Annotated in this window: 21 protein-coding genes and 3 pseudogenes; 13 read left to right on the forward strand and 11 right to left on the reverse strand. The window is 64.3% G+C overall.

The window, feature by feature from the left end; all coding sequences use genetic code 11:
* Nucleotides 1-148 precede the first annotated feature (148 nt).
* The gene (locus tag B586_RS07815) at nucleotides 149-451 is read left to right on the forward strand and encodes a DUF4193 domain-containing protein (RefSeq protein ID WP_003919098.1); all 303 of its coding nucleotides are present in this window, start codon (nucleotides 149-151) and stop codon (nucleotides 449-451) included.
* 4 nt (nucleotides 452-455) lie between these two features.
* On the opposite strand, the gene B586_RS07820 is transcribed toward B586_RS07815, so the two are convergent.
* Nucleotides 456-941 (reverse strand): DUF3093 domain-containing protein, encoded by a 486-nt coding sequence (locus B586_RS07820; protein ID WP_054880258.1) that lies wholly within the window; start codon nucleotides 939-941, stop codon nucleotides 456-458.
* 25 nt (nucleotides 942-966) lie between these two features.
* Between B586_RS07820 and dut the strand changes: the two genes are divergently transcribed.
* The 3 genes from dut to B586_RS07830 are packed head-to-tail and all read left to right on the forward strand — an operon-like array spanning nucleotide 967 to nucleotide 2,359.
* The gene (dut, locus tag B586_RS07825) at nucleotides 967-1,431 is read left to right on the forward strand and encodes a dUTP diphosphatase (protein WP_054880257.1); all 465 of its coding nucleotides are present in this window, start codon (nucleotides 967-969) and stop codon (nucleotides 1,429-1,431) included.
* The gene (locus tag B586_RS20830) at nucleotides 1,428-1,580 is read left to right on the forward strand and encodes a hypothetical protein (protein ID WP_231584637.1); all 153 of its coding nucleotides are present in this window, start codon (nucleotides 1,428-1,430) and stop codon (nucleotides 1,578-1,580) included. The genes dut and B586_RS20830 overlap by 4 nt, the downstream gene beginning before the upstream one ends.
* Nucleotides 1,580-2,359 carry a DUF3710 domain-containing protein gene (locus B586_RS07830; protein ID WP_054880256.1) on the forward strand — a complete coding sequence of 260 codons (780 nt, stop codon included), beginning with the start codon at nucleotides 1,580-1,582 and terminating at the stop codon, nucleotides 2,357-2,359. Before B586_RS20830 ends, B586_RS07830 begins: the two co-directional genes overlap by 1 nt.
* A gap of 40 nt (nucleotides 2,360-2,399) precedes the next feature.
* Here the strand turns inward: B586_RS07830 and B586_RS07835 are convergent, their stop codons facing one another.
* Entirely contained in the window at nucleotides 2,400-3,098 is a 699-nt protein-coding gene (locus tag B586_RS07835; protein ID WP_047315354.1) for an alpha/beta fold hydrolase, read from the reverse strand.
* Between the two features lie 105 nt (nucleotides 3,099-3,203).
* Between B586_RS07835 and B586_RS07840 the strand changes: the two genes are divergently transcribed.
* Together B586_RS07840 and B586_RS07845 are read left to right on the forward strand one after the other, a co-directional pair.
* Nucleotides 3,204-3,572 carry an OB-fold nucleic acid binding domain-containing protein gene (locus B586_RS07840; RefSeq protein ID WP_047315410.1) on the forward strand — a complete coding sequence of 123 codons (369 nt, stop codon included), beginning with the start codon at nucleotides 3,204-3,206 and terminating at the stop codon, nucleotides 3,570-3,572.
* A 17-nt stretch (nucleotides 3,573-3,589) separates the two neighbouring features.
* Entirely contained in the window at nucleotides 3,590-4,273 is a 684-nt protein-coding gene (locus tag B586_RS07845; RefSeq protein WP_054881015.1) for a DUF3159 domain-containing protein, read from the forward strand.
* A 5-nt stretch (nucleotides 4,274-4,278) separates the two neighbouring features.
* On the opposite strand, the gene B586_RS07850 is transcribed toward B586_RS07845, so the two are convergent.
* Both B586_RS07850 and B586_RS07855 read right to left on the reverse strand, forming a co-directional pair.
* Nucleotides 4,279-4,956 (reverse strand): potassium channel family protein, encoded by a 678-nt coding sequence (locus tag B586_RS07850; protein WP_047315356.1) that lies wholly within the window; start codon nucleotides 4,954-4,956, stop codon nucleotides 4,279-4,281.
* 67 nt (nucleotides 4,957-5,023) lie between these two features.
* The gene (locus B586_RS07855; RefSeq protein ID WP_047315357.1) at nucleotides 5,024-5,707 is read right to left on the reverse strand and encodes a potassium channel family protein; all 684 of its coding nucleotides are present in this window, start codon (nucleotides 5,705-5,707) and stop codon (nucleotides 5,024-5,026) included.
* Nucleotides 5,708-5,840: 133 nt separating this feature from the next.
* Here B586_RS07855 and B586_RS07860 point away from each other — a divergent pair, with 133 nt between their 5' ends.
* Both B586_RS07860 and B586_RS07865 read left to right on the forward strand, forming a co-directional pair.
* Nucleotides 5,841-7,835 carry an APC family permease gene (locus B586_RS07860; protein WP_047315358.1) on the forward strand — a complete coding sequence of 665 codons (1,995 nt, stop codon included), beginning with the start codon at nucleotides 5,841-5,843 and terminating at the stop codon, nucleotides 7,833-7,835.
* 41 nt (nucleotides 7,836-7,876) lie between these two features.
* The gene (locus B586_RS07865; protein WP_054881014.1) at nucleotides 7,877-9,112 is read left to right on the forward strand and encodes a class I SAM-dependent RNA methyltransferase; all 1,236 of its coding nucleotides are present in this window, start codon (nucleotides 7,877-7,879) and stop codon (nucleotides 9,110-9,112) included.
* A gap of 4 nt (nucleotides 9,113-9,116) precedes the next feature.
* Here B586_RS07865 and B586_RS07870 read toward each other — a convergent pair whose 3' ends face one another.
* Entirely contained in the window at nucleotides 9,117-9,575 is a 459-nt protein-coding gene (locus B586_RS07870; protein ID WP_257720473.1) for a GbsR/MarR family transcriptional regulator, read from the reverse strand.
* A 100-nt stretch (nucleotides 9,576-9,675) separates the two neighbouring features.
* On the opposite strand from B586_RS07870, the gene B586_RS07875 reads away from it, so the two are divergent.
* From B586_RS07875 to B586_RS07885, 3 genes are read left to right on the forward strand one after another with little or no spacing between them, the layout of a single operon-like run.
* Entirely contained in the window at nucleotides 9,676-10,581 is a 906-nt protein-coding gene (locus tag B586_RS07875) for an ABC transporter ATP-binding protein (RefSeq protein ID WP_047315360.1), read from the forward strand.
* Entirely contained in the window at nucleotides 10,578-11,288 is a 711-nt protein-coding gene (locus B586_RS07880; protein ID WP_054880255.1) for a fluoroquinolone export ABC transporter permease subunit, read from the forward strand. Before B586_RS07875 ends, B586_RS07880 begins: the two co-directional genes overlap by 4 nt.
* On the forward strand, nucleotides 11,288-12,028 hold the full coding sequence (locus tag B586_RS07885; RefSeq protein WP_054880254.1) for a hypothetical protein: 741 nt from the start codon (nucleotides 11,288-11,290) through the stop codon (nucleotides 12,026-12,028). Before B586_RS07880 ends, B586_RS07885 begins: the two co-directional genes overlap by 1 nt.
* A 10-nt stretch (nucleotides 12,029-12,038) precedes the next feature.
* Here B586_RS07885 and B586_RS07890 read toward each other — a convergent pair whose 3' ends face one another.
* From B586_RS07890 to B586_RS07900, 3 genes and pseudogenes are all read right to left on the reverse strand, one after another.
* The gene (locus tag B586_RS07890) at nucleotides 12,039-13,325 is read right to left on the reverse strand and encodes an ArsB/NhaD family transporter (protein ID WP_047315363.1); all 1,287 of its coding nucleotides are present in this window, start codon (nucleotides 13,323-13,325) and stop codon (nucleotides 12,039-12,041) included.
* Between the two features lie 41 nt (nucleotides 13,326-13,366).
* Nucleotides 13,367-14,326: pseudogene (locus B586_RS07895) on the reverse strand (ArsB/NhaD family transporter).
* 52 nt (nucleotides 14,327-14,378) lie between these two features.
* Complete coding sequence (locus B586_RS07900; protein ID WP_047315412.1) at nucleotides 14,379-14,822, reverse strand: CBS domain-containing protein; 444 nt, start codon at nucleotides 14,820-14,822, stop codon at nucleotides 14,379-14,381.
* 188 nt (nucleotides 14,823-15,010) lie between these two features.
* Between B586_RS07900 and dxs the strand changes: the two genes are divergently transcribed.
* Together dxs and B586_RS21970 are read left to right on the forward strand one after the other, a co-directional pair.
* Nucleotides 15,011-16,954: a 1-deoxy-D-xylulose-5-phosphate synthase gene (gene dxs, locus B586_RS07905; RefSeq protein WP_047315364.1), complete on the forward strand. Its 1,944-nt coding sequence runs from the start codon at nucleotides 15,011-15,013 to the stop codon at nucleotides 16,952-16,954.
* Between the two features lie 194 nt (nucleotides 16,955-17,148).
* A pseudogene (locus tag B586_RS21970) lies at nucleotides 17,149-17,298 on the forward strand (hypothetical protein); the annotation flags it as partial.
* A 95-nt stretch (nucleotides 17,299-17,393) separates the two neighbouring features.
* Here the strand turns inward: B586_RS21970 and B586_RS07915 are convergent.
* The 3 genes and pseudogenes from B586_RS07915 to B586_RS07925 form a co-directional block, all read right to left on the reverse strand.
* Nucleotides 17,394-18,671 carry a ribonuclease D gene (locus B586_RS07915; RefSeq protein WP_047315366.1) on the reverse strand — a complete coding sequence of 426 codons (1,278 nt, stop codon included), beginning with the start codon at nucleotides 18,669-18,671 and terminating at the stop codon, nucleotides 17,394-17,396.
* A 1-nt stretch (nucleotide 18,672) separates the two neighbouring features.
* Nucleotides 18,673-19,307: pseudogene (locus B586_RS07920) on the reverse strand (DUF3000 domain-containing protein).
* A 125-nt stretch (nucleotides 19,308-19,432) separates the two neighbouring features.
* Nucleotides 19,433-20,245, reverse strand: a complete 813-nt coding sequence (locus tag B586_RS07925) for an enoyl-CoA hydratase/isomerase family protein (RefSeq protein ID WP_054881013.1) — start codon at nucleotides 20,243-20,245, stop codon at nucleotides 19,433-19,435.
* Nucleotides 20,246-20,252: the final 7 nt, after the last annotated feature.

The raw sequence follows: 20,252 nt of genomic DNA on the forward strand, positions 1-20,252 counted from the left end.
GGGTCAAAATGGTGATGTGACGTAAATCACACTCGAATGGGCAAGAATAAGGGCACGAATCGTTTGGTGGATGCGTTCGACGCTGGTACAAAGCGTTGCTTGAGGTTATGAGGGCCTTGAGGTTACGAAGGCATAGAGGGGATAGGACATGCCTACCGACTATGACGCTCCGCGGCGGACCGAGACTGACGACGTCTCAGAAGACTCGCTGGAGGAGCTGAAAGCACGACGGAACGAAGCGGCGTCGGCGGTGGTCGACGTGGACGAATCCGAATCCGCTGAATCTTTCGAGCTGCCTGGAGCCGATCTTTCTGGTGAAGAGCTGTCGGTCCGCGTTATACCGAAGCAGGCTGACGAGTTCACCTGCTCAAGCTGCTTCCTGGTACAACACCGCAGCCGGCTAGCCAGCGAGAAGAACGGCGTCATGATCTGCACCGACTGCGCGGCTTGATCGGTCAGCTTCGTAATGCCGACAGCACCCGCTCCGGGTGCCGACAACTCACCAGCCAGTACGGCGTCGGGTCGTCCGGGTCATCGAGGACCACCAGAATCATCGGCCCGACCCACGCCCGGTGCAGCACATAGGCCGCTGGGTCCAGTTGGCGGCCGAGCGCTGCCGACTTGGCTGAGCGCGAGACTTCGGCTGACCGGGCGATCACGTTGACGGGCAGATGCGCGTCTCCCGCCCGCAGTTCGACGCTGCCCCCAAGGGCAGCGTCCGCCGTGACCTGGATCTCAATCCGGCCCAACCACAGTAGTGTCCCGGCCGCCGCCGTGAACAGCGTTGCAAACGGTATCCAGCTGGGTAGGGCGGCAACACCCAAGTTGACTTCGAACGCGATGAGCGCGGCCAGCGCGAAGGCCAACGGCCACCACCACCATGGCACCCACAATCGCTCGCGGTATCGCACGCTGCGCGGTGCGACGTGGGTACCGGACACGCGGTCAAGGGTAGTCTGTGGCCCCGTGTCGACCAGTCTGGCCGTTGTCCGCCTTGACCCCGAGCTCCCGCTCCCCAGCCGAGCCCATGACGGCGATGCCGGGGTCGATCTCTATAGCGCCGAAGACGTCAAGCTGGCACCCGGGCATCGTGCCCTGGTGCGGACGGGTTTGGCGGTCGCTATCCCGTTCGGAATGGTCGGATTGGTCCACCCGCGTTCGGGATTGGCCGCGCGGGTGGGGCTTTCCATCGTCAACAGTCCGGGCACCATCGACGCGGGTTATCGCGGCGAGATCAAGGTTGCGCTGATTAACCTGGACCCAGTGGAGCCCATCGTGGTCCATCGCGGCGACCGTATAGCCCAATTGCTCGTGCAGCGGGTTGAGTTGGTCGAGCTGGTTGAGGTCTCGTCGTTCGACGAGGCTGGACTGGCCGAGACATCCCGTGGCGATGGTGGTCACGGTTCCTCGGGCGGACATGCGAGTTTGTGACCGCCGGCGACGATGCAGAGCGAAGCGATGAGGAGGAGCGGCGCGTGGGTGGCGCCGGCGACGATGCAGAGCGAAGCGATGAGGAGGAGCGGCGCGTGGGTGGCGCCGGCGACGATGCAGAGCGAAGCGATGAGGAGGAGCGGCGATGATGGCCGCATTCGGTAGACGCAAAGCCAAAGACGACAAAGACAGCGCCAGCCGCGCGTTGACCGAATCCGCAGAACCCGAAGACACTGAGCTACCAGCGGCCAACGAGCCCCACTCCGAAGAGTTGGACGAGCTGGAGGGCCCGTTCGACATCGACGACTTCGAGGATCCCGCGGTCGCCGAGCTAGCCCGACTTGATTTGGGCTCCGTGCTGATTCCCCTGCCGGAGGGGGGTCAGCTGCAGGTCGAGCTCACCGATGCCGGGGTGCCGAACGCGGTGTGGGTCGTCACACCCAACGGTCGTTTCACCATCGCTGCCTACGCGGCCCCTAAGACGGGTGGCCTATGGCGCGAGGTGGCCAGCGAACTCGCCGACTCGTTGCGCAACGACTCGGCCAAAGTCAGCATCAAAGATGGCCCGTGGGGGCGAGAAGTAGTTGGTACCGCCGCTGGCGTGGTCCGCTTCATCGGGGTCGACGGCTACCGCTGGATGATTCGCTGCGTGGTGAACGGCCCGCACGAGACCATCGACGTGTTGAGCGAGGAGGCCCGCGCAGCGTTGGCGGATACCGTTGTTCGCCGTGGCGATACGCCCCTACCGGTGCGGACGCCGTTGCCGGTACAGCTGCCTGAGCCGATGGCCGCGCAGTTGCGGGAGGCCGCTGTAGCGCAGCAGGCCGCGCAACAAGCCGACGCGCAACAGCAATCACGCGAGCCGGCCCCACGTCGCGGTGCCGCGGGATCGGCGATGCAGCAGTTACGCAGCACGACGGGCGGCTAGTCTCGCTCCGGGACGCGCCGCGGCGCGCCTCTTCGCCGGGTTAGATGAGAGCGAGAGCGGCCAGGCAGGCAGCACCTAGCGCTGCGGTGTTCGTGCCGATCTGGTCGAGCGTCACCCTCTGCAACGCCGCGTGCGGCGCGGCGGTCACCCAATCGACACCGACTTGCAGCGGGTGGATCGGATCATCGATTGCGGCGGCCACCGCCAGCGGCGCGACTAACCGGGCCAGCTCGGCGCAGCTCGGTGCGACGTATGCCGCCGCTTCCTCCATTGCGTCGGGCAGCCGTGGCCATTGGCCGCGCCACGAGCGGGCCAGTTCGTCGGCCAACCAAGGTGGGCTTGATGCCCGCATCTGCGTCGTGGTTGCCGCCAGACCGTCGCGTCGCAGCTGCGATGCCGAATACCGCGCCGCGAGCGCGGCGGGCGCTGATCCTGGCGCCCCGGTCCAGGGGGGCAGCGCGGCCAGGACGGCGACGGCGCGCTCGGGATGAGCCAGCGCCCACGCGGCGGCCACCGCGGCACCGATCGAGACACCGCCGACGCCGATCGGACCTGTGCGCGCCGCGTCGTCCAAGGCGGACAGATAGCCGTTGATCAGCCGATCCGGCTGGGGTGGCGGCGTCAGCACAGCCGCGCCGACCCGATGTAGGGGGCCGGAAAACGCCCGATAGACGTAGTCGTCGTCGGATCCGGTTCCAGGCAATAACACGGTTGTCACATCGCGTAAATCGACAGCCATCCCTTGATAGTGCCCGGCTGTGGCGGCGGGGAACCAACAGGTCTACGGTGGCCGTTGGCATAGATGAAAGCGTCGATGGCTGGATGAGCAGCGTCAGGAGTGGCCATGCGGGCCCGAGGTTATCTGCGCCGGCTGACCCGTCGGTTGACGGAGGACCCGGAGCAACGCGATTCCGAGGAGTTATCCGACGAGGTACTCAGCACCGGCGCGCAACGTGTGATTGATTGCCAGCGTGGCCAGGAGGTCACCATGGTGGGTACGCTGCGCAGCGTGGAAACTAACGGCAAGGGATGCGCCGGTGGGGTCCGCGCCGAATTGTTCGACGGCAGCGACACCGTCACGCTGGTGTGGTTGGGGCAACGTCGGATACCCGGCATCGACTCGGGGCGGACGCTGCGGGTGCGGGGTCGGCTGGGCAAGCTCGACAACGGGGGCAAGGCCATCTACAACCCGCATTACGAAATTCAACGGTGACCGCCGCCAGCGATCCCGTGTCCGCTCACCGCGCCGGCCCCGAACGCGTGCTGGCGCAGGTAGGTGGGGTGACCGGTCTCATTTATTCGTCGCTGCCTGTGGTGATCTTTGTGGTGGCGTCCAGCGTGTCTGGTTTGCTGCCCGCGATCGAAAGTGCGCTGGGTGTGGCAGCGCTGGTCTTGTTGTGGCGGCTGATTCGCCGGGAATCAATGCGGCCGGCAATCTCCGGATTCTTGGGGGTCGCGGTGTGTGCGCTGATCGCCTACATCGTGGGGGAGTCCAAGGGCTATTTCCTGCTGGGCATCTGGATGTCATTGCTGTGGGCAGTGGTCTTCGCGGTGTCGGTCCTGATTCGCCGGCCCATGGTCGCCTACCTCTGGTGCTGGGTCAGCAAGCGTGATCATGGCTGGCGCGAGGTGCCCCGCGCGGTATACGCGTTCGACATCGCCACGCTTGGCTGGGTGTTGGTGTTCGGCGCGCGCTTCGTGGTCCAGCGGTGTCTCTACGACGCCGACCAGACTGGTTGGCTGGGGGCAGCGCGGATCGGGATGGGCCCCCCGCTGACCGCGATGGCCGCACTAGCCACGTACGCGGCGATCAAGGCAGCTCAGCGTGCCATATCGTCCACCCGCGACGCTGCTGACAGCGCTGCGGCCATGCCCGCCGCCGCCGAGCTGGACACCGACACCGGCTGCGATTAACTCAACTAGCTGCCGGGCGGCAAGTCATCGGGCAGCAGTAGCTTGCGTAGATCTTCCTCGACCTCGGCAACCGCGATGAAGACCAACTCGTCGCCACCTTCCAACGGCTCGTCGGCTTCCGGCACGATGACCCGCGACCCGCGCAGGATCGTTACCAACGCGGCATCCCGTGGCAGCTGCAGTCTACGCACCGGCTTGCCTCCCCACGGCGTGTCGTCGGGCAGGGTGATCTCGACCAGGTTGGCCTGGCCCTTGCGGAACTCCATCAGTCGAACGAGGTCGCCGATGGCGACGGCCTCCTCGATCAGCGAGGCCAGCATGCGCGGGGTTGACACCGCCACATCCACACCCCAGGCGTCGGTAAACAGCCATTCGTTGCGGGGATCGTTGACTCGGGCCACCACCCGGGGCACCGCGAATTCGGTTTTGGCCAGCAGGCTTAGCACCACATTGACCTTGTCATCACCGGTGGCGGCCACGACGACATCGAAACCCTCGAGATGTACCGACTCAAGCAGGCTCAGCTCGCAGGCATCGCCTAACCGCCAGTGCGCGGCGGGGATGGCGTCGACCTCGAGATGGTCGGCATTGCGTTCGATCAGGGTCACGTCGTGACCGTTGCCTACGAGTTCGCGGGTGACCGAGCGGCCAACAGCCCCGGCCCCGGCGACAGCTACTTTCATTTGCGTCACTCTCCCCCGCAAGCGGGTGGAACCCCCACAAGCCCGGCTGGCATGCGTGTCCCCGCTTTCATCGCCCTGCACCCGCCTCGAAGTCTTCACTTGGTGGCAAGGCGGCGATGGCTACCGCCTCGGCGGCGCGACCGGATATCGCGGCGACGTAGACCTGATCGCCGGCCTGGATGACGGTTTTGGGTTCCGGCAACACACCGGTTCCGAACCGGATCAAGAAGGCTACCCGGGCGCCGGTGGCCCGCTCCAGGTCGGTGGCCCGGTGCCCCACCCAGTCCTCATGCAACATGACCTCGGCGACGGCGACGGTACCGGTTGGATCGCGCCATTTGGCGGTCTCGGTCTCCTGGGTCAGCGCGTTGAGCAGGCGATCGGTGGTCCAGGGCACGGTGGCGATCGTGGGGATGCCGAGACGTTCATACACTTCAGCGCGCTTGGCGTCATAGATACGAGCGACCACCCGCCGCACACCGAAAGTTTCTCGGGCCAACCGCGCCGAGATGATGTTGGAGTTGTCTCCCGAGGACACCGCGGCGAACGCGTCGGCATCCTCGATGCCCGCCTGTAATAGCACATCGCGGTCAAACCCCTGGCCCAGCACCCGTTCGCCGGCGAACGCCGGGCTGAGCCGGTTGAAGGCGGCACCGTCGCGATCGATCACCGCGACGTCGTGACCGATCCGGAACAGGCCGTCAGCCAGCGAAGACCCCACCCGGCCGCACCCCATCACCACCACCCGCACCTGAGGTCCTCTCGGCTGATTCCTGCGTGTCTTACACAATCGGCAACCCGGGTTGGCCAGCCGCTTTCGGTCCGGACCATTCCCGCCTACGGAACGCTACCGCCAAACCCAGGTGGGCTTACTCTTGGCTCTCGTGTCCAAACTTTCCACCGCCGCGCGCCGGTTGCTTATTGGTCGGCCGTTTCGCAGTGATCGGCTGAGTCACACGCTGCTGCCCAAGCGGATCGCATTACCGGTCTTCGCCTCCGACGCGCTGTCCTCAGTGGCCTACGCCCCCGAGGAGATCTTTTTGATGCTCTCGGTGGCCGGCGTGGCGGCGTACTCGTTGACGCCGTGGATAGGCCTGGCGGTGGCCGCGGTGATGCTGGTCGTGGTGGCCAGCTATCGGCAGAACGTGCATGCCTACCCGTCGGGCGGCGGCGACTACGAAGTAGTGACTACCAACCTTGGCGACAATGCCGGCCTCACCGTGGCGAGTGCTCTGATGGTGGATTATGTACTCACGGTGGCGGTGTCGACGGCGTCGGCAATGTCGAACATTGGTTCTGCCATCCCGTTCGTGGCCGCACACAAGGTGTGGTTCTGCGTAGCCGCGATCCTGGTAGTGATGGCCATGAACCTGCGTGGGGTCCGCGAGTCCGGGGTGGCGTTCGCCATCCCGACCTATGCGTTCATCGCTGGAGTTTCGATCATGATCGGCTGGGGGTTGTTCCGCATCTTCGTGTTGGGTGATCCGCTGCACGCCGAATCCGCCGGCTTCGAGATGCGTGCCGCGCACGGCGAAGTCGTCGGTTTCGCGTTGGTGTTTCTGGTGGCTCGATCGTTCTCCTCGGGCTGCGCAGCGCTGACCGGTGTTGAGGCGATCAGCAATGGGGTGCCAGCGTTTCAGAAACCCAAGTCGCGCAACGCGGCAACGACCCTGCTGATGCTGGGCGCAATCGCGGTGAGCTTGCTGATGGGCACTATCGTGTTGGCCCAGCAGATCGGGGTCAAGCTGGTGGAGGATCCCGACACGCAGCTCGGTGGTATCCCAGCGGGCTATCTGCAGAAGACTCTGGTCACCCAGCTAGCGGAGACGGTATTCGGCAGCTTCCGGATAGGGTTCCTGCTGATCGCCATCGTGACCGCCCTGATCTTGGTGCTGGCGGCAAACACCGCCTTCAACGGCTTCCCGGTCCTTGGCGCGGTGTTGGCACAGCACAGTTACCTTCCCCGCCAACTGCACACTCGCGGAGATCGCCTGGCGTTCTCCAACGGAATCCTGTTTTTGTCGGCGGCGGCTCTCTCAGCGATCATCGCGTTCCGCGCCGAGCTGACCGCGCTGATCCAGCTGTACATCGTCGGTGTGTTCATCTCGTTCACGCTGAGCCAAATCGGCATGGTCCGGCACTGGACCCGATTGCTGCGCACCGAGACTGATCCCACGGTGCGTCGCCAGATGATGCGCTCGCGGGTGGTCAACACGGTCGGTTTCCTATCCACCGGTGCGGTTCTGCTGGTCGTGCTGGTCACCAAATTCCTTGCCGGGGCGTGGATTGCGATCGTAGCGATGGGTTTGTTGTTCCTCGTCATGAAGCTGATCCGCAGGCACTACGACACCGTTAACCGGGAGTTGGAGGAGCAAGCCGCTGCCCAAGGTGACGTGGTGTTGCCCAGCCGCAATCACGCCCTGGTGCTGGTGTCGAAGTTGCATTTGCCGACGCTGCGCGCACTGGCCTACGCGCGGGCGACCCGTCCGGATGCGCTCGAGGCGATCACGGTGAGCGTCGACGACGTGGAAACCCGCGCGCTGGTCCGCGCTTGGCAGGACAGCAATGTCAGTGTGCCGCTCAAGGTTATTGCGTCGCCCTATCGCGAGATCACCCGTCCGGTACTTGAATACGTCAAACGAGTCAGCAAAGAGTCTCGGCGCACCGTGGTGACGGTATTCATCCCGGAGTATGTGGTGGGCCGTTGGTGGGAGCAGTTGCTGCACAACCAGAGTGCGCTGCGGCTCAAGGGTCGGTTGTTGTTCATGCCCGGAGTGATGGTGACTTCGGTTCCCTGGCAATTGAATTCGTCGGAGCGAGTCAAGACGCTGCAATCGCACGCGGCTCCGGGCGATACTCGTCGCGGAATACTCGAGTGAGCACCGAATCGGCTCCCGATCATGGCAAGCCCGAGGCGCCGGTGCCACCCGCCCTCGGCGCGCTGACGCTGGTCACCGGTGCCCCCGCGAACGGCGGCAGCTGCGTTGCGCACCACGAAGGCCGGGTCGTATTCGTCCGCTACGCATTGCCCGGCGAACGGGTACGGGTGCGAGTCACCGCCGACCGTGGCTCTTATTGGCACGCAGAAGTTATCGAGGTGATCGAGCCGTCGGCGGATCGAACCACGTCGCTGTGCCCGATCGCTGGGGTGGACGGTGCCGGGTGTTGCGACCTGGCGTTCGCTGACCCGGAGGCGGCTCGGGTACTCAAGGCCCAAGTCGTGGCCAACCAGCTGGAACGGCTTGGTGGGTACCGCTGGACTGGCCCAGACACGGGAGCCGAACCGCTGTCGGCTGCCGGCCCCACCGGGTGGCGGACCCGGGTTCGGCTGGACGTCGGGCCAGACCATCGCCCGGGCTTTCACCGCTACCACAGCGCAGAGCTGGTGACCGACTTGAGCTGTGCGCAGTTACCGGCCGGAATGGTGGATGGGCTGGCTCAGCCTCGTTCGGGGGCCGACTGGCCACCGAACGCTCAGCTGCACGTTGCGGTCGACGACGACGGACAGCGCCATGTGGTGCGCACGGTGCGAGAGGGCCGCCGCAACGCGCCGAAACACACGACCAAAAACTCGGCCAAGGTGGTGGAGGGTAACTATCACGCGGTGCAGCGGGTGGGTCGACGCAGCTGGCAGGTGCCGGTGACGGCCTTTTGGCAGGCGCACCGGGACGCGGCGGGGGTCTACAGCAGACTGGTCCTCGACTGGGCACAGCCCGGTGCCGGCATGACTGCTTGGGATCTCTACGGTGGCGCGGGCGTTTTCGCCGCGGTGCTGGGTGACGCAGTCGGGGACTCCGGACGGGTATTGACCATCGACACCGCCCGCGCGGCATCGCGGGCCGCGCGGGCCGCGCTGGTCGATCTGCCGCAGGTGGACGTCATGACCGATTCGGTCAGGCAGGCGCTGGTGGTACAACAAACCGGCGCCGACGTGGCGGTGTTGGATCCGCCTCGGTCAGGTGCCGGACGCGACGTCGTCGACTTACTGGCCGCGGCCGAGGTCCCGCGAGTGGTGCATATCGGTTGTGAGGCTGCATCTTTCGCTCGCGATATCGGGCTTTACCGTGGTCATGGCTACGTCGTCGAGAAGATCAAGGTCTTCGATGCGTTCCCACTGACCCATCACATCGAATGCGTCGCATTGTTGACCCGCTAGGTCGCTACGGCGCCTGCTGCCGCCAGCGTTGCAGAAGTGCCGGGATCTCGCCCAGCAGAAATGCGTAGAAGTCATGCATCCGGGTCAGTCGGTCCCGGGCAACGCTGCCCGGCTGGGTTGCTGCGATCCCGGCCTCGGCGGCGGCCTGCATGGCCGAGATCACGACGTTCTGATTGGTGAACAGGACCGCCCAGGCATCGTCGCGCAGCCGGTAGTGATCTCGACGACTGCCCGGGGCGGGCGCGCGTTCGGCCAGGCCGACCGAGGTAAGCATCTTGAGTGCGCCAGAAACGGCACCTGAGCTTGCCTGCAGCCGCTTCGCCAATTCCCCCATGGTCATGGTGGTTTGTTCGGTGAACAGCAGAGTGGCGAGCACGCGCGCGGTCATGCGCTGCAACCCATGATTGGTGAGCACGAGTGCGAGCTCTTCGGCGGCCTGGTGCTGATCGGCGTGCTCGGTCACCGCACCTCCTGTTGTCATCGTGTGAGTGAGAAAGTACCATCGTATCCGGAATTTTCAAAAATTTCTGAAAGTTCATTACGCTGCTTGGTGAGGGTGGCATATGCAGAAGTTGAATCTGATCGGCACATCGCGGGGCGTCGCGACCGAGGTGATCGAGGTCCGCGGGCTTACCTTCACGTATCCGAAGGCCGTTGCACCGGCGATTCGTGGCATGGATTTCACCGTCGGACGCGGCGAGATCTTCGGGTTTCTTGGCCCCAGCGGCGCCGGGAAGTCGACCGCGCAAAAGCTGCTGACCGGGCTGTTGCGCGGTCATGGCGGCCAGGCCTTGGTGTGGGGCCGTGACCCGCTCGACTGGGGAGCCGACTACTACGAGCGCATCGGCGTGTCGTTCGAACTGCCCAACCACTACCAAAAGCTCACCGGGTGCGAGAACCTGCGCTTCTTCGCGTCGCTGTATGGCCGGCCGACGGCCGACCCGATGCAGCTGCTGGACGCCGTGGGCCTGGCCCAGGCCGCCCACACTCGAGTGGGTAAGTACTCCAAGGGCATGCAGATGCGGCTCACGTTCGCCCGGTCCCTGATCAACAATCCCGAATTGTTGTTCCTGGACGAGCCCACCTCCGGCCTGGATCCGGTGAACGCCCGCACCGTCAAAAACATCATCCTGGACCTGAAGGCGCAGGGGAGCACCGTGTTTCTTACCACCCACGACATGGCGACCGCCGACGAACTCTGCGACCGGGTCGCTTTCATCGTTGACGGGACACTTGTCGCCTTGGACTCCCCGGCGGAGTTGCGGATCGCCCGCAGCCAGCGGGTCGTCCAGGTTGAATATCGTGGGGACAGAGGTGATCTGAGCGTCGCCGAATTTCCCATGGACACGCTGGCCGACGACCCGGCTTTCCACGTGTTGCTGCGCGACCGACACGTCGAGACCATCCACAGCCGGGAGGCCAGCCTCGATGATGTCTTCGTCGAGATCACCGGCAGGCAGCTAACATGACCCGGCTAGCCAGTGCGTTGCGCCTTGAGCTGACCATTCAAGTGCGGCAAGGGTTTTTGTATGCAGCTATCTTTTCTGGGCTGATCTGGTTGGCCGTGCTGTTGCCAATGCCGGCTGGCCTGCGTAGCGCCGCAGAACCCTATGTCTTGTGCGGTGACACCACGATCATCGGGTTCTTCTTCATCGCGGGCGCAGTGTTTTTTGAAAAGCAGGAACGCACTCTCGGTGCCGTCATTGCCACGCCGCTGCGGTTCAGCGAATATCTGGCCGCCAAACTTGTTGTTCTGGTTGGTGTCTCGCTGACCGTGGCGGTAGCGGTGACGACCCTCGCGCACGGGCTCGGCTACCACCTGGCCCCGATGCTGGTCGGGGTGACGCTAGGAACATTGCTGATGCTGCTGGTGGGATTCACCACCTCACTGCCCTTCGGCTCGATCAGTGATTGGTTCCTGGCCGCCACGATCCCGCTGGCCGTGATGAATCTGCCGATTCTGTACTACTCCGGCGTATGGTCAAATCCGGTGCTGTACCTGTTGCCCATGCAGGGACCACTGCTGCTGTTAGGCAGCGCCTTCGACCAGCTGAGCCTGGCGCCGTGGCAGGTTGGGTATTCCATGCTGTACCCGCTGCTATCCGTGGCTGGATTGTGTTGGACGGCAAAGGTTCTTTTCGGTCGCTATGTGCTGGCGAAGTCCGGAGGACTTTGATGGCGGCAATGCGCGCGCTGGCCGCGTTCGGGCGCAACGATATTCGAGGCACTTATCGAGATCCCTTGCTGATCATGGTGGTCGTCGCTCCCGTCATCTGGACTACGGGTGTCGCGGTGCTGACCCCGCGCGTGACCGCGTTGCTGGAGCGCCGCAACGGATTTGACCTTGTCCCGTATTACCCGCTGATCCTGACCGCGTTCTTGCTATTGACTAGCATCATCATCGTCGGCGCGCTGGCGGCGTTCCTGGTGCTAGACGAAGTCGACGCCGGCACTTTGCTCGCGCTGCGGGTTACCCCGGTCCCGCTGACCACGTTTTTTGCCTACCGGGCAGTCGCCGTGCTCGTGGTGACGACGGTCTATGTAGTCGCGACGACATCGTTCAGTGGTCTGCTGAGACCCGGTCTGGTTCCTGCGCTGGTTCCGATCGGAATGCTGGCCGGGTTGTCGGCGGTGGTGACCCTGCTGCTGATCGTCGCTATGGCCAGCAACAAGGTTCAGGGTTTGGCCGTGGTACGCGCGCTGGGCATGCTGATCGCCGGACTGCCCTGCTTGCCGTGGTTCATCAACTCCGGTTGGAACCTCGCCTTCGGCGTCCTGCCGCCTTACTGGGCTGCTAAGGCGTTCTGGGTGGCCTGCGCCAATGGCATCTGGTGGCCTTATCTGGCTGCTGGCCTCGGCTACAACCTGGCTATCGCCTGGCTGCTGTTTCGGCGATTTCGTGCCAAGCACACCTGAGCAACCGAGCTCAGCTCACCACGAGGTAACGCAGCCACAAGTAGATCCCAGCGAGAGCGATCGAGACCACAGTGACCACCATGCCTTTGCGGGTGAACTCCCAGAATGAGATGGAAGTTCCTGCGCGCCTAGCGATTCCAAGCATCACGACGTTGGCACTGGCGCCGACGGCGGTAAGGTTGCCGCCGAAGTCGGCGCCCAGCGCCAGCGCCCACCATAGGGTGTCGGTGTGGCCTTGATCCGGCATGGCCGTGACCAGCTCCGAGACAATGGGTGTCATCGTGGCGACGTAAGGAATGTTGTCTATGATGCCGGACATCAGAGCTGAGACGCCGAGGATCAGGACGACGGTGAGTAACTCGTGGCCACCGGTCAAGGTGGTCGCCGCCCGCGCCAGCTGATTGACCACACCGGTTTTCACCAATGCCCCGACCATGATGAACAGGCCGGCGAAAAACAGCAATGTCTCCCACTCGACGCTGGACAGGTACTCGGACTGCTTCAGGCCGGCGATCAGGATCAAGATGCCGGCGCCCAGCATCGCCACCAAAGACGGCTCGATGTGCAGCACCGGATGAGCGACGAAGGCCGCAAACACCAGCAATAGGACAACGCCGCATTTGATGAGCAGCCCGTGATCGCGGATTGCTTCGCGCTCGTCCAGCGACATGACGTCGGCGACTCGGTCGGCGTCAACCGCGATCCGGCCGAACAAGCGGGGTAACAGAGCGACGAAGGCGATCACCACAATGAGCACGATCGGCGTTAGGTGGAGCAGGAAGTCGTTGAACGACAATCCCGCCCGACTGGCGATGATGATGTTGGGCGGGTCGCCGACCAACGTCGCCGCGCCGCCGATGTTGGAGGCGAAGACTTCGGCCATCAGAAACGGCGCCGCGTTGATCGCCAGCCGGTCGCACACCAACAGCGTGACCGGACCGATCAACAGCACCGTGGTGACGTTGTCCAGCAAGGCCGACCCGAACGCCATCACCAGCACCAGCAGGATCATGATGCGCAGCGGGGAACCATGCGAACGTTTCGCGGCCCAGATCGCGACGTATTCGAAGACACCGGTTTGGCGCAGCACGCCGACGATGATCATCATGCCAAGCAGCAAAAAGATGACGTCCCAATCGATTCCGGTCCCATGCGAGTAGAAAATGTCCTCGGAATTGATAATGGGCAAGGTGACCATGATCGCCGCGCCCGCCAGCGCCGCCGAGGTCTTGTTAACACGATCGCTGGCGATCAGCGCATAGGTGACGACGAACACGGTGATCGCGATGACGCTCACGGGCTGTCCTCCGAATCTTCACGCATACGGCACGACATCGGTCAGCTCACGACGAAGTAGCGCACCCAGAGACATAACCCCGACAAGGCGAGGGACATCACCGTGATCAACGCACCCTTGCGGGTGAAGTCCCAAAAGGAGATGGGATTGTCTGCACGCTGGGCGATTCCGAGGGCAACGACGTTGGCGCTGGCCGACGGCGGTGAGGTTACCACCGACGTCGGTGCCGAGGGCAAGCGCCCACCACAGCACGTCGGGACTGACGTGATCCTGCATGGATGGAGCCAGGTCGTCAACAAGGAATTGCCGCCCGTCGCTGTGATGGTCCACTGCGCAAGCTGCTTGACCACTCCGGCTTTGACCAGGGAACCCACATGGTGAACAGGCCGGCGAAGAACAGTAGGGTGTCCCACTCGACGCTGGACAGGTAGTCGGACCGCTCCAGCCTGGAGATCATGATCAGAATGCCGGCGTCCAGCATCGCCACGAGTGACGGCTCGATGTGCACTTGCGCGTGAGCGATGAATGCCGCAAATACTGCCATCAACACGGCGCCGCACTTGATCAGCAACGCGGGGTCGCGAATAGCCTCTCGCTCTTCCAGGGACATGACGTCGGCGACCCGCTCGGGATCGACCAACGAACACGCCCGGAAAAAGGCGTGGTAGCAATGCGATGAGCGCTACCGTCACGATGATCACGATCGGTGTCAGGTGGATCAGGAAATCGTTGAACGACAATCCCGCCTGACTGGCGATCGCCAGCCGGTCGCACACCAACAGTGCGACCGGAACGCCGACGATGATCATCATGCCCAACAGCAAAAAGATGACATCCCAATCGATTCCGGTCTCATGCGAGTAGAAGACATCCTCGGAATCGATAATCGGCAAAGTAACCACGATCGCCGCGCCCGCCAGGGCCACCAGCGTCTTGTTAACGCGGTCATGACAGATCAGCGCGTAGGCCACCACAAACACGGTGACCACAACGACACTCATCGAGCTTCCTGCGCTGCTGTCCGCAGGCGACCTGTCACTGCATCGGTCAGGATCAATGTTTCAGCGCCGCCCCTAGCAGGCGCGATGCCGTGATCACACCGACTAACCGTCCGCCTTTGACCACGGCAAGCAGCGGACTTCGCAGCCGCGACATGGTGGCGGCCACCTCGATGATGGTGTCGTCGGCATTGACCGGAGGAACGTCGACCAGGTGGTCCGGCAACACATCGCGGACCTTCTTGCCGCTCAACTTTTCCGCCGCCCGATCGGCTGTCGATTCGTTGAGCACGCCAGCCAGCGACGGATCATCCTGGACATATCGGGGCACAATGAATCGCACCACCTGGGATGCGGGCAACACCGCGTAGGGTTTGCCAGACGTGTCGGTGACCAAGAGTCCAGGCAGGCCGTGCTCGGCGAGCATGCGAGCAGCGTCCAGCGCACTTGAATCGATGCTGATTACCGGAAAGTCCTCGGCGATGCCTTCGGCGCGCATATGATAACGGTACATCTGTCGCGGTTCGTAGCGTCTGCGCGACATCGAGGCTCACAGCGTACTCCGGGGTTGCGGGACGCCGCTACGAACCAAGCTTCCCGGCGCACCGCAGACCGACGCTACCAACGATGTGGTGTCCGCTAACCGCTCCGCGGCGCCGCTCTTGCGTCGCTGCGTACACTAACGGAATGCTGGAACAGATCCGCGGGCCCGCTGATCTGCAGCATCTTTCCCAGCAGCAGCTACGGGATCTGGCTTCCGAGATCCGTGAGTTCCTCGTCCACAAGGTGGCGGCCACCGGGGGCCACCTGGGGCCGAACCTGGGCGTCGTCGAACTCACGCTGGCGCTGCACCGGGTGTTCGACTCACCCCACGATCCGATCATCTTCGACACCGGTCACCAGGCGTACGTCCACAAAATGTTGACGGGGCGCTGCCAGGACTTCGACAGCCTGCGTAAAAAGGCCGGGCTGTCGGGGTACCCGTCTCGCGCGGAGAGCGAACACGACTGGGTGGAGTCCAGCCACGCCAGCGCTGCGTTATCGTACGCCGACGGCCTGGCCAAGGCATTCGAGCTGGCCGACCACCGCAACCGACACGTGGTCGCGGTGGTCGGAGACGGCGCACTTACCGGCGGCATGTGCTGGGAGGCGCTGAACAATATCGCGGCAACACCACGTCCGGTGGTCATCGTCGTCAATGACAATGGCCGCAGCTACGCGCCCACGATTGGCGGTGTCGCCGACCATCTCGCCACGCTGCGGCTGCAGCCGGCCTACGAGGAGCTGCTCGAGAAGGGCCGTGATGGACTGCGCTCGCTGCCGCTGGTCGGCCAGATCGCCTACCGGTTCATGCACAGCGTCAAAGCCGGCATCAAGGATTCCCTATCGCCGCAGCTGCTGTTCACCGATCTAGGGCTAAAGTACGTCGGCCCGGTTGATGGTCACGACGAACGGGCGGTGGAGGTCGCGCTGCGTAAGGCCCGTGGTTTTGGTGGCCCGGTGATCGTGCACGTCGTTACCCGCAAGGGCATGGGCTACCCCCCGGCCGAAGCTGACCAAGCCGAGCAGATGCATTCGTGCGGCGTGATCGACCCTGCCACCGGCCAGGCCACCAAGGTCGCCGGCCCGGGTTGGACGGCGATCTTTTCCGATGCGCTCATCGGTTACGCCAGGAAGCGCCGCGACATTGTGGCTATTACCGCGGCTATGCCGGGCCCCACCGGGCTGACGGCGTTCGGGCAGTGTTTTCCGGATCGGTTGTTCGATGTCGGGATTGCCGAGCAACATGCGATGACGTCGGCGGCCGGGCTGGCGATGGGCGGGATGCACCCGGTGGTGGCGATCTATTCGACATTCCTCAACCGGGCATTCGACCAGATCATGATGGACGTGGCGCTACACAAGCTGCCCGTCACCATGGTGCTCGACCGGGCTGGGATTACCGGTTCGGACGGCCCCAGCCATAACGGCATGTGGGATTTGTCGATGCTGGGCATCGTGCCGGGGATGCGGGTGGCCGCGCCTCGGGACGCCACTCGGTTACGCGAGGAACTCGGTGAGGCGCTTGATGTCGACGACGGTCCGACGGCGATACGATTCCCCAAAGGCGATGTGGGCGAAGATATTCCGGCTTTGAAGCGCTACGGGTCGGGCGTTTCGGGTATCGATGTGCTCGCGGTGCCGGCTGCGGGGCTGACTCAGGATGTGCTGCTGGTCGGGGTCGGCGCTTTTGCGTCGATGGCGTTGGCGGTGGCCAAGCGGCTGCACAACCAGGGGATCGGCGTTACCGTGATTGACCCACGTTGGGTGTTACCGGTGTGCGACGGTGTTCTCGAACTGGCGTATACGCACAAACTGGTCGTCACGCTGGAGGACAACGGGGTTCACGGCGGTGTGGGCGCGGCAGTCTCTACCGCGTTACGTGGAGCGGAGATCGACACGCCCTGCCGCGATGTCGGATTGCCGCAGGAGTTCTACGGTCATGCCTCGCGGAGTGAGGTGTTGGCCGAACTGGGGCTGACCGACCAAGACGTCGCCCGCCGGATCACTGGTTGGGTTGCCGCGCTGGGCAACTGCGGTTCCGAGAACGATGCAGGCCAGTACGGCCCGCGGAGCAGCCAGGCAATGTAGCTCGGATCTGGCGACGACGCGGACCGTCAGATACATTCTCGTACGAAAAGTCTTGACGGCCGAGCGCACCATTCCCCACCGGATATTAGGTTCTGGGGAAGGTAAGTGAAGGTTTCTGCGCCGGATGTATTTCCTGCTGGATTTACCGCTCGCCTTTCCGTGTGGCGACACGCACTGTGGCACCTGACGCTGCGGAGATGGCCAAATCAGATCACGTCAAGCAACATCTTCCGCACCTCGCACAGCAGCATGCAATTGCACTCGAGTCATCGAGCGGGATCCAGTGTTTTCTGCGCGATGTCCCGGCGACGTGGCCGTCATTCATGCGCCCCGGAATCTTCACCGAGTGCCTGGCGCAGTGCGGCCTCGATGATCGGTCGCAGACCTATTCACCGGACCTGACGTTGTTTGTTCCCACCATGGAGAAGGCGGCAAGCTGCTAACCAGCCGACGGCTGCACCGCCGCGGCCAGGATGGCCACCACGAGTTCTCGCTGCCACGCCCGCGCGTGGCCGACACGCAAATACTCCTCGACTGCCGTGACCGGGTCGACCGAGCCTTCCTGGAGGACCTCCCAGTCCCAGCACAGCCGTCGCACCAGGTCAGGCGAGACCAGATTTTCTGTCGGTACCCCTACCCGCTGCGACACCGCCGCCAACGCCGCTCTGGCCGCCTCCAGCCGTGCAGCGGCATCCGGTTTGCGCCGGGCCCACCGCCCGGGCGGTGGTGGACCGTTGGACGGCTCGGCCTCGTCCGGTAGATCGTGGCTCTGCCGCGCCGTTTCCAGCGCCGCCAACCACATCGCAGCGCTGCGACGCTGGTTGCGCCCGCCGAAAACCGGCATTGCGATCAGCTCGTCGATCGTCTTGGGGTCGGCGATGGCGGCGTCGATGATGGCGGCATCAGGCAAGATGCGGCGTGGTGCAATATCGCGACGTTGAGCGATACGGTCGCGCGCTGCCCACAATTCGCGAACGGCGGCCAGGGCTCGCCGGTCGCGCACCCGATGGATGCCGGACGTGCGTCGCCAGCGGTCTCGTCGGTTGGGTAGGGCGGCCTCTCTAGTGTTATAGGTCCGCAGATAGTCGAATTCCTGGGCTGCCCAATCGGTTTTGCCTTGCTCTGCCAGCACCTCCGCGATAGCCGCGCGCAGTTCGATCAGCAGCTCCACGTCCAAAGCCGCGTAGTTGAGCCAGTCCGAGGGCAGCGGGCGTTTCGACCAATCGGCAGCGCCGTGGCCCTTGGCCAACCCGAAACCCAGCAGCCGCTGAACCATGGTCGCCAGGTTCACCCTGTCAAACCCGGCCAGGCGTCCGGCAAGCTCGGTGTCGTACAGCGCTGACGGCCGCATGCCGACTTCGGCCAGACATGGCAGATCCTGATCGGCCGAATGCAGGATCCATTCGTCTTTGCTGATCACATCGGCGACGGGTCGTAGCGCGGTCAGCGGATCACCGCCGTGGCTGACCGGGTCGATGAGGACGGTGCCGGCGTTGGCTCGTCGGATCTGAATCAGGTAAGCCCTGTTGGAGTAGCGGAAACCCGACGCCCGCTCGGCGTCTACCGCAAACGGACCATGCCCGTGGTCCAGGCGTTCTGCGGCCGCCGCGATCTCGCTGGGGGTCACGGAGAGGTTCGGTATCCCGCCGGCCGGGTGGTGCAGCGGGGTGGGGTCGGGTTCGGTGCCGCCCGGCTGATCGTCCGCCGGTTCGCGCATATCAGGCGCGTGAGCGCGAGCCCAGGTCGATGACCCCGGCCGGCGGTAGTCCTGCGGCGTGTTCTAGCACCTCGCAGAATGCCTTGACGTGGACGCCGACCTCGGGGGTGGTTGCCGTCCACGACGCCCGCAGCTCTAGCTGATGGGCGCGTGGCGGTCCGGAGATGTCGCCGTAACGCACCGACGTGGTGGCGGTGACAGTGCCGCCCAGCGCGGTGACGTGGCCGGTGCGCGATTCCAGCGCCTCGACCAGCCAGCTCCAGGCCACTTCAGGCAGCAGCGGGTCGATGGCTTCGTGCGAGTCCAGGTCAGCCTGGATGTAGGAGACCAGGCGGATGGTGCCGTCCCAAGCGTCGGAACCGTCGGGGTCATACAAAAGGATCAATCGACCGAACGCGTCGCCCTCAGAACGCTCGGGGACGATATCGAGTTCGGGATGCTTGACCTCAGCTCCCAGCGCGTAGCTGTATGGCGCGAGCCGCTGCGGCGGTCGGATGGGGCCGAGTTCGATTTCCGGCCGTACGGTGACAGCGTTCATCGCCGCGACTGCCTCGCGGAAGGGAGTCGGTTCGGCTGCGGTCACCAGCGCCACTCCTCCTCATCGCTTCGTCCCCCGCGCACGGGCGGTACCCCCACTGATCGTCGTCGGCGCGGGTCACAACATTCGACGGTAGACCCATCTGCCCACACGCCGCGACAGGCGCGCCGTGGCGTGATGTTAGGGCTGGTCATCGGCCTCTCCGGGCGCTACCAGGATTGCCTCAGGTCGCGGTGCCGGCACCAAATCGTGCGGGGCGCTTCTCACGGTGCGCGGCAAGCCCTTCGGCGACGTCGGGGCCGCTGAATCCGATGAATTCCAGGCCGAGCGACGTTTCGAAGGCCGGCCCAAACATGCGGTACCAGTGATTCAGGCTGTGTTTGGTCCACCGGATCGCGTTTTGCGCCCCGTGCGCCAGGTTCTCGGCGAGGCGGGTGGCGGTCGGGAGTACCTCGTCATCGTCGACGCAGGTTGAGACCAGGCCGATCCGTTCGGCTTCCTCGCCGGAGAGCGCCTCGCAGGTGAGCAGGTAATACTTGGCCTTGGCCATGCCGACCAGTAGCGGCCAGCAAATCGCGGCGTGGTCACCGGCCACCACCCCGAGTTTGGTGTGCCCATCGATGATTTTCGCGGTCCGGCCCGCGACCGAGATGTCGGCAAGCAGCGCCACCACCAGACCCGCGCCCACGGCCGGGCCTCGAATCGCCGACACCACCGGCTTGTCGAAGTTGACCAAATTGAGCACCAGATCGCGGGCCTCACGCAAAATGCGAACCCGGCTTTCGTAGTCGCCGATGGTTTCTGCGATCAGGTCGAAGCTGCCGCCCGAAGAAAACGCTGTGCCTTCACCGCGGACCAGAACAACGCGCACGGCGGGGTCGCGATCGATCACCGGCCAGATGTCGGCGAGGTCTCGGTGCATTTGCGGCCCCACCGAATTCAGCCCGGGCGCGTCGAGAATCAGGTTCAACACGCCGTTATCGCCGGGTTCGCAGCGAAGGCTGGGAAAGTCGTCATAGGTGATCGGCGTAGGCATGTGCTGA

Source organism: Mycobacterium haemophilum DSM 44634 (assembly GCF_000340435.2).
GTDB lineage: Bacteria > Actinomycetota > Actinomycetes > Mycobacteriales > Mycobacteriaceae > Mycobacterium > Mycobacterium haemophilum.

Bases quoted from the DNA above. Each gene is read 5' to 3' on its own strand.
- B586_RS07900 (WP_047315412.1), bottom strand. From the start codon at position 14,822: ATGCGCGCCGAAGGCATCGCCGAGGACTTTCCGGTAATCAGCATCGAT.
- B586_RS07830 (WP_054880256.1), top strand. From the start codon at position 1,580: ATGGCCGCATTCGGTAGACGCAAAGCCAAAGACGACAAAGACAGCGCC.
- dxs (WP_047315364.1), top strand. From the start codon at position 15,011: ATGCTGGAACAGATCCGCGGGCCCGCTGATCTGCAGCATCTTTCCCAG.
- B586_RS07815 (WP_003919098.1), top strand. From the start codon at position 149: ATGCCTACCGACTATGACGCTCCGCGGCGGACCGAGACTGACGACGTC.
- B586_RS07850 (WP_047315356.1), bottom strand. From the start codon at position 4,956: ATGAAAGTAGCTGTCGCCGGGGCCGGGGCTGTTGGCCGCTCGGTCACC.
- B586_RS07915 (WP_047315366.1), bottom strand. From the start codon at position 18,671: ATGCGCGAACCGGCGGACGATCAGCCGGGCGGCACCGAACCCGACCCC.
- B586_RS07925 (WP_054881013.1), bottom strand. From the start codon at position 20,245: ATGCCTACGCCGATCACCTATGACGACTTTCCCAGCCTTCGCTGCGAA.
- B586_RS07885 (WP_054880254.1), top strand. From the start codon at position 11,288: ATGGCGGCAATGCGCGCGCTGGCCGCGTTCGGGCGCAACGATATTCGA.
- B586_RS07875 (WP_047315360.1), top strand. From the start codon at position 9,676: ATGCAGAAGTTGAATCTGATCGGCACATCGCGGGGCGTCGCGACCGAG.
- B586_RS07880 (WP_054880255.1), top strand. From the start codon at position 10,578: ATGACCCGGCTAGCCAGTGCGTTGCGCCTTGAGCTGACCATTCAAGTG.
- B586_RS07840 (WP_047315410.1), top strand. From the start codon at position 3,204: ATGCGGGCCCGAGGTTATCTGCGCCGGCTGACCCGTCGGTTGACGGAG.
- B586_RS07835 (WP_047315354.1), bottom strand. From the start codon at position 3,098: ATGGCTGTCGATTTACGCGATGTGACAACCGTGTTATTGCCTGGAACC.